The following is a 4,016-nucleotide window of genomic DNA, read 5'->3' as shown; positions in this document are numbered from 1 at the left end:
GCGTTCGCGTTTAATTTCCCTTTACTTTCTCATGATTTATTTATCTTTCTTGGAAGAATAAAAACTGGGATGTACCCTAATCAATTTTTGTTGCCTGACTAATTTTAGCGAATTTCAATTTAGCTCCACTTAAGTTTGCATAGCTTAGATTTGCACCTTCTAAATTTGCCCCTTCTAAATTCCCATAACTCAAATTTACATTCATCAAATTTGCACCTTCTAATTGAGCATTAATTAGATTTGCATTCATTAAGTTTGCATTTTTGAACTTTGCTTCAGTTAATTTCGCATTTTTTAAATTAGCATTTTCGAGATTAGCACGATTGAACTTAACACTATTCATATAAGCATCGCTAAAATCCGCACCATAAAGCTGACTATTCTCAAAATTTGCATTCCACAAATATGCTCCTTTGAAGATAGCATGATTGAGTTTAGCTCCTGCTAAATTACCATCGCTCAGGTTAGCACTATCAAAATTAACTTCCGGTAAAATAGCATTAGAAATATTTGCTTTACTTAAATTTGCTGCGGCTAAATTCGCTTTACTCAAATTGGCTTCTTTTAAATTGACACTACTTAGATTTGCATTGCTCAGATTTGCGGAAATTAAGTTAACTTTTTCTAAATTAGCATCACTCAGATTGGCATTTTTTAGTTGAGTAAAACTCAGGTTAGCACAGTTTAAATTAGAACCACTTAGATAAATTCCATTTAAGTTTGCTCCTGCTAACTGCGCGTTACTTAAATCAGCAAGAATTAAACTAATAGTAGTCACATCTTGAGAATCGGATTCATAACTGAAACTCAAAATTTTATCTAATAAATTCTTGTCTAAATTACTATCTAAATTATCAACAAAACCATTACCAGTATGGAATTGCTCTAAACGTTCAATATTTAACTGACTTGAATTAGAACTTGTGATATCAGCTAAAACAAGATTCTGACTTTGAACATTATCGAGCGCGATCGCACCAGCTAATGGTACGTTTATCGCAGAACTTTGAGAATACTGTTTTTTTTGTTCTCGACGAATAATAAAAATTATGCACAACAATAACCATAAACAGACTAATACACTTATTGAACCTAAAAATTCATCTTTGAATAACCACAGCACGAATGAATTTTTCCCAAACGAAAGAGCGATCGCAAGCATTGTTATAATTGTTGTCATTACAAAATCTCACTTATCACCATAAACAATACTATAGCCCGCACTTTCTAGAGTATCAAATATAACTTGTATTTGTAATTATTTTTGCTCCTAGTCGTGTTGTATCTGCTTACAAAGCCTTCCCCATCCCTAATAAATACTATAATTACTTGATGTCCACAAAGTGCTAATTACAACGCTGTACTTAATCTCATGGATTCAGAACGAGAATCTTTTTTGTTAAAACATATCCTAAATTAAACTTACTTTTTTGATAAAGATAGGTAAAGATTTATGCCTGAAAACCAATGTTGATTTGCCGTCAGCGAAAAATAGACTTAGCCTCACCCGTTACAGTCGGCGAGAAAACTATTAAGCTGTAAAAAGCGCTTTATCTGTCTTGAAACTGCCATTCCTACCTGTAACCAAATCATGTTTGACGCACTATCTGACCGTTTAGACTCCGCCTGGAAAAAGCTCCGGGGACAAGATAAAATCTCCCAATCGAATATTCAAGAAGCTTTGCGGGAAGTGCGCCGCGCCCTTTTAGAAGCTGATGTAAACCTTCAGGTTGTCAAAGATTTTATTACCGAAGTTGAAGCAAAAGCACAAGGAGCCGAAGTTATTTCCGGCGTGCGACCCGACCAGCAGTTTATTAAGATTGTTTACGACGAATTGCTAGGAGTCATGGGGGAAGAAAATGTCCCCCTGGCAGAAGCAACCACAGCCCCGACAATTGTGTTGATGGCTGGATTGCAAGGTACTGGTAAAACCACAGCCACAGCCAAATTAGCCCTACACCTACGTAAAATCAACCGCTCCTGCATGATGGTGGCAACTGACGTGTACCGTCCAGCTGCAATCGATCAATTAAAAACCCTGGGGAAACAAATCGAAGTACCAGTGTTTGACATGGGAAGCGATGCCAACCCAGTAGAAATTGCCCGACAAGGTGTTGAACGAGCTAAAGCAGAAGGTATTGATACCGTGATTATCGATACTGCGGGTCGCTTGCAAATCGATCAAGACATGATGGGGGAACTTGCCCGCATCAAAGAAACCGTCCAACCCCATGAAATACTTTTAGTAGTGGATGCGATGACGGGGCAAGAAGCCGCAAGTTTAACTCGGACTTTCCATGAGCAAATCGGCATTACCGGGGCAATCCTCACCAAAATGGATGGGGACAGTCGAGGTGGTGCAGCCCTTTCCGTTAGGCGGATTTCTGGTCAACCGATCAAATTTATTGGTGTCGGGGAAAAAGTCGAGGCTCTGCAACCATTTTATCCCGATCGCATGGCATCGCGAATTTTGGGTATGGGTGATGTCCTAACGTTAGTAGAAAAGGCACAGGAAGAAATCGACTTTGCTGATGCTGAGAAAATGCAGGAGAAAATCCTCTCAGCCAAGTTTGATTTTACCGACTTCCTCAAGCAAATGCGGCTGTTGAAAAATATGGGTTCTTTAGGGGGGATTATGAAGATGCTCCCAGGGATGAACAAGCTTACCGACGACCAACTCAAACAAGGCGAAACCCAACTAAAACGCTGCGAAGCAATGATTAATTCCATGACGCACAAGGAACGTCGTGACCCCGATTTACTCGCAAGTTCCCCAAGTCGTAGAAAACGTGTTGCATCGGGCTCGGGCTACAAAGAGCCTGATGTCACTAAATTGGTTAGCGACTTCCAACGGATGCGTACCATGATGCAGCAAATGACCCAGGGAGGTGGCTTTCCAGGAATGCCTGGGGGTTCCGGAGGAGGAATGTTTGGAGGTGGTGCTGGTGGCAACCTATTTGGAGGTGGCAACCGTCCATCACCTGGATGGCGGGGTTATAATGATGGCGTTAGTGGGGGTAAGAAAAAGCCGAAGAAAGACAAAAAGAAAAAAGGGTTTGGGAATTTGTAGAGACGCTATATATCGTGTCTACGTGGAAATTAGAACTTAACTAATAAATACTTCTTTCCTCAATACCTAATAGCTAATGCCCATTTAGCAAATTAAAGTGCTAAAATTACCGTTTAAGTATTAAACTGTAAAACTCAGCATCAATTTAGGACAATCATCTCTTAGCTATGATTAAACTGCGCTTGAAGCGATTTGGCAAAAAGCGGGAAGCAAGTTACCGAATTATCGCGATTAACAGCCTCTCTCGTCGCGATGGTCTTCCCCTCGAAGAATTGGGTTTTTACAACCCTAGAACAAAAGAAGTAAGGTTGAATGAAGCTGGAATTACCAAGCGATTGCAACAAGGCGCTCAACCCACAACTACCGTACGTCGAATTTTAGAGAAAGCTAACGTCTTAGAAAAAGTAAGTGCAAAACCCGCATCATAAGGTGGCGATTAATTCTTTTACATCCAATCCTGACTACATTGGTTTAGTCAGGTTTCTTATCCAGCCGTTTTTAGAGTCTCCCGAATCTTTAAGCACTGATTGCGAAATGTGTCAATCTCAGAACCGAGCTTGGATTCGTATTGCTTTTGAGGATGGAGACAAGGGGAAAGTCTTTGGTCGTGGCGGACGTAATATTCAGGCGATTCGTACTTGCCTATCAACGGCAGCTCAGTTAGTTGGACAGTCGGTCTATTTAGATATCTATGGCAGCAATGGCGGTCGTGATGGGCTATCTTTTGAGGAAGATGGCGAGGAGCGATTACCACCACCGAGGGCTAGAGATAGGCAAATTAACGGGGATAACGGGGGTAGCGCAAATCGTCCGATTTTTGTTAAACCTCGCATCCGTCAGGTCTAAGTTCTAGTTTCACTTGAAATCGAGAATAAGAAAGCTAGTTTCTCAAGAAAAATACGTAGATTTTTCTAAATGTATACTAAAAACGGCTGGATAAGAAACC

At 40.5% G+C, this 4,016-nt stretch carries 4 protein-coding genes; 3 read left to right on the top strand and 1 reads right to left on the bottom strand.

Features of this window, described 5'->3' with window-relative positions:
* Positions 1 to 76: 76 nt before the first annotated feature.
* On the bottom strand, positions 77 to 1,180 hold the full coding sequence (locus CK510_RS27390) for a pentapeptide repeat-containing protein (RefSeq protein ID WP_095724663.1): 1,104 nt from the start codon (positions 1,178 to 1,180) through the stop codon (positions 77 to 79).
* Between the two features lie 411 nt (positions 1,181 to 1,591).
* Between CK510_RS27390 and ffh the strand changes: the two genes are divergently transcribed.
* The 3 genes from ffh to CK510_RS27375 all read left to right on the top strand — a co-directional run bounded on the left by ffh (position 1,592) and on the right by CK510_RS27375 (position 3,916).
* On the top strand, positions 1,592 to 3,070 hold the full coding sequence (gene ffh / locus CK510_RS27385) for a signal recognition particle protein (protein ID WP_095724662.1): 1,479 nt from the start codon (positions 1,592 to 1,594) through the stop codon (positions 3,068 to 3,070).
* Positions 3,071 to 3,237: 167 nt separating this feature from the next.
* Positions 3,238 to 3,498: a 30S ribosomal protein S16 gene (rpsP, locus tag CK510_RS27380; protein WP_095724661.1), complete on the top strand. Its 261-nt coding sequence runs from the start codon at positions 3,238 to 3,240 to the stop codon at positions 3,496 to 3,498.
* Positions 3,479 to 3,916: a KH domain-containing protein gene (locus CK510_RS27375; RefSeq protein ID WP_095724660.1), complete on the top strand. Its 438-nt coding sequence runs from the start codon at positions 3,479 to 3,481 to the stop codon at positions 3,914 to 3,916. Before rpsP ends, CK510_RS27375 begins: the two co-directional genes overlap by 20 nt.
* Positions 3,917 to 4,016 lie beyond the last annotated feature (100 nt).

This window comes from Brunnivagina elsteri CCALA 953, assembly GCF_002289455.1.
Lineage (GTDB): Bacteria > Cyanobacteriota > Cyanobacteriia > Cyanobacteriales > Nostocaceae > Brunnivagina > Brunnivagina elsteri.
Note: the sequence above shows the minus strand (reverse complement) of the source record. Positions and strands in the feature narration are given on the sequence as shown.